This is a genomic window from Piscibacillus sp. B03, assembly GCF_052246295.1.
In the GTDB taxonomy this organism is placed as follows: domain Bacteria; phylum Bacillota; class Bacilli; order Bacillales; family Alkalibacillaceae; genus Piscibacillus.
In genome coordinates, this window is the sequence record NZ_JBQQCO010000058.1 from 1 (window position 1) to 4,123 (window position 4,123).

Below are 4,123 nucleotides of genomic sequence, written 5' to 3' on the forward strand. Positions count from 1 at the left end.
CTGCTGACGTTTCAACTTCATCATTAATATAGATTTTACCTTGCTTAAACAACGGCTTATCTTTGAAGGTTTTTTTAACTTTCGCTTCGAATCGAACAGACCGATCTTCACGTGTCACGACACCTTCTTTATCTAACGACTTTTTAAGGTTTTGAATGTACTTGTGTTCATTGATCGTGTGATAGTGAAGGCTTTCTAGTACCCGATATCGAGCGTGGTCGGTGTCAAACCGACGTTTATCAGAGATAAACCCATCATAGTTAAAAGGATTATAACGAGCCCCACGACCAATGAGCTGAGCTTCTGAATCGGTGGCCCCTTTGCCCGTTCCGGCTTTTTCACTGATACGAACAATATCAAATAAGTTTAAAACATCCCAACCTTCATTGAGTTTTGATACAGCAAATACTGCACGTATCGGGTTGTTAGGTTCTTCTAACGTATTCAATAGAACCGCGTTTTCTTCGGATAATAAGTCTTTTGAGTCAACTTTTAGTACGGTTTGTTCTTGAAATTCATAATGTATATCTTGCAGCAACTCACGTGTATCTTTTTCATGTAAATAAAAATGGTACATCTTCTGCCATATATTATCCTCGTGTTCGTGTAAGGCAAATCCTTGTTTAATTATTTGATTTAGTCGCTCAACACTCAAGTGAGTTAGAATATCGAAGAACTGGCCATACATTTTAGTTGATGTTTTAATGTCGTTCGATTTAAATAAAATAATTGGCTTTAACTCCACGTCGATTTCTAGGGCAATATATTTGCGATATTGACTTAGTAAGACGGCTTCAATCATTTTGTCTTGGTCATCATTATTGGCTTTGACCATAAATACATTTTTAGAATACCCATCCATCATAAAAGAACGGAGATCATACTGAAATACGACTTTATCCCGATATTTTTCAAATAAGGCATGATTGGTTAAATCGAGCGTTGCTGTAAATTCAAGCATTTTATTCTCTGGATGACTATTTAATATTTTGGTGACGGTTCGCTCCCAGTTACGTTCTTCGGTTTCTTTCTTGGTTAATTTTTTCTTCTTTTGTCGTGTTTCTACATTAATATGGTGAGCTTCATCACTCAGTAACAAGGTCTTATGTTCAGCTAGACTCTCATACGTTAGACCGTTCTCACGCGGTTGTTCAATTTGATGTAACTTTTGAATACTTGATAGTTTCAAATAAATTGTATTCTCATCAGGGATAGATGGGAATACATCTACTAGCTGTATTGTGATTTGTTGTCCGTCTATTTCAATCCCTTCTGGATCAAAAAGGTACTTAGATGAAGATGTATTTGTTAAGTTTTCTTTGGTCTTACGGATAATTGCATCACTATTGACGAAAAATAGAACGTTTTGATAGCCGTACTCTTTATAGTAGTACAATAAAGCGGCTGCTAACACGAGTGTTTTACCACTACCCGTTGCCATATGAAAGAGCAAATGATTTTTTAACGCTGTCATTTGATTACTTCGTTCAAAAAAGATTAAGTGCTGCATTGCTAGTGTTTGATAAGGTCGCAGAGGGAAATGCAAATTATCCGCGATGTAATTTGGAATCTCTGGAATGGGATTGAACACATTCCCCATCGACTCTTTAATCTGTTGATGTAAAATCTTTTCGGCCACTTACTCTCCCCCCTCTTGATAAAAAGCATGGTTAAATTGTTTGGTTGATTCGTCAATATCATATTGAGTATCATCAATTTCTGAATACGCAACATAGGACTGATTATCATCTAATGATTGCATTATAAGTGTTTTCTGTTCATCAAGTGACAAGTCTTGAAATTCATCATCATCTTGAGTGAGGCGTTCTAATTCCACTTGATAGTTCCAATGTGCGACTTCCTTAATGGCTTGCAGTACGGTTTCTAGTTCCGACTTTGTCGTTACTTGGGTGATTTGAGATTTGAAACGTTCATTTAACGGCATTAATTCGGCATAGACAAATGAACCGCCACCTTGCCATTCAACGTCTTTAGAAATACCTCCTTGCTCACCCTCAATCACTTTTTTTAATCGTTCAATTGATACATCATGAATGTAATCCATTTGCTCAATACCGATATAACGGCGATTCATTTTATGTGCGACTGCTTGAGTGGTTGCTGATCCCATAAAAAAGTCTAGGACAATATCATGTTCCTCTGTTGAGAGTTGAAGTGCTCTACTAACTAAATCTTCTGGTTTAGGGTTTTTGAACACAACTTTACCAAATAGTTTTTGTTGATGCTTAGTAGCATTAGTAGTAGTGCTTGTTTCATTCCAAACTATAGAATCAGGTGTAATATCATTCCAAAGTGTAGTAGCAGCTTTTCCTTTTCCTTGTTCTTTTGCCTCACTTAAATAAACTTTTAATTGTGGCTTAGAAAGTCCTTTAGTACCAAATCTTATTCTATTATCATCTAATAATTCTTTGAAATCTTCTTCTGTTGTCCTCCAACATCGGCCTTCTGGGGGATGATAGATTTCTCCACTGTTTGGATTTTTAATAGGATATTGAAGGTTTTTTCTTACGTTAGGTGCATCAAAAGGCTCTATTTTATATGGACCTCTACCATCATGATCGTCTAACGTAAATCCATCTACATCTAAGAATAATCGAAACTCATTCTTGTTAATGTATTCTTTGTTTTTGGCATATACTAAAACATGGTTACTAGATACAGAAAGTAAACCATCGCTTGATACGGATTTTCTTGACTGCCAAGTTATATCCGCTATGAAGTTATTCATGTCAAATACATTATCAGCCATTACTTTTAAATAGTGTGCGCCCTCTGATGAAATAGTAATGTAAATAACACCTTTATTGTCGAGTAATTCTCTGGCAATTTCTAATCGATTTTTCATAAATGTAAGCCATGATGATAGTTTAAAGTTGGAGTTATAGGCGAAAGTATCAGCTGGCTTATTTTCATTAAAAAAGTACGGAGGGTCAATAAAAATGGCTTTTACTCGTCCGGAGTACCTTTCTTTTATAGAATTCAGAGCAACTAAATTATTCCCCTTCAATATTAAATTATCATCGTCTGAGAATGTAACTGCTTCTTCTTCGCCATCTTTTGTATAGCGTTTTGCATTAGTTAAGACCTTCGACGATAAAAGAGTATCAATTTCTTCTTTTGCAATCACGTTATGGTAATAGACTTCATCCTTACCTACTTCCTCCTTCGTCATACCACCTTCTAAAACGGTGTCTTTATGTGGGAAGTCAAGTACGACATCAGAGTTGTATCGTAAGTATTTTCCTTCACTTGATAACCCAATTTCATTAGAAAACTTGGTATAACTATTGGCCCAGTATTCTTTAGAACGGAAAAACTCAATAAATTCATCGATTTTAAAGATAACGTGTCCTTGAACATCTTCAGTGAAGTGTTTATGAATAAGCTGATCCTCTAATAAGGCAGCAAGTAATTCTGGTCGATAACGACGAATGTCTTCCATCACCTTCGTTTTATTAAGTGTTTTATCATCACTCCAATATTCCTGAAATGGTTTCAATTGTTCGTGAATGCTTTGCAATAACTTGGTTTCCATAGTTCCGCTCTCCTTTGTTATTTATAATATGATTATGCTGGTTTAACTTGCGGTTCAGCAGCTGCATGAACAACCGTTTGAATCCCAAACGTATCAACGATTGAATAGTCAACTCCATGCTCTTTGCACATTTTAACCGTAAATTGTGAGGCATGATGACGAATGTACTTGATGAGAATAATGACAACATCCGAATTGACAACTTTACGTTCTATTCGCTCTTCCCCTTCTGTTCCTTCTATCCAATCGAATTGACCGCCAGCACTTTCTATCGCTTCTTTAAATTCAGCTTTACGTGGTTGGGATCCTAAAACGAGTACACGTTTGTCCTCAAGGTTATGTTGGGTCGTGTCCTCTTTTTTCTTGGTATCTTGTTTGTAATATCCTGACTTCATTGGCGGTTGATACGCTTCTCGCTTAGTATCATGTTTCCATATGACTCGAACTGTCGAAGGTTGCGATTGATAATAGGCTAGATCGACAATATCCCCTTCTTTTAACTGGTGCTCTATTACATCTTCTCGAGATAGTAAAAAAGTATAAGGTGCATCATTTAATTTAATGTGA

The 4,123-nt window shown here is 36.2% G+C and carries 3 protein-coding genes; all 3 read right to left on the bottom strand.

The window, feature by feature from the left end; translation table 11 throughout:
- The coding region (locus tag ACTWQB_RS16805; protein WP_443140314.1) for a DEAD/DEAH box helicase family protein at positions 1 to 1,639 on the bottom strand (1,639 nt) is incomplete at its 3' end.
- The gene (locus ACTWQB_RS16810) at positions 1,640 to 3,556 is read right to left on the bottom strand and encodes a DNA methyltransferase (RefSeq protein WP_443140315.1); all 1,917 of its coding nucleotides are present in this window, start codon (positions 3,554 to 3,556) and stop codon (positions 1,640 to 1,642) included.
- 32 nt (positions 3,557 to 3,588) lie between these two features.
- Positions 3,589 to 4,123 (bottom strand): DUF2325 domain-containing protein (locus ACTWQB_RS16815; RefSeq protein WP_443140316.1); only part of this gene is annotated, 535 nt, incomplete at its 5' end.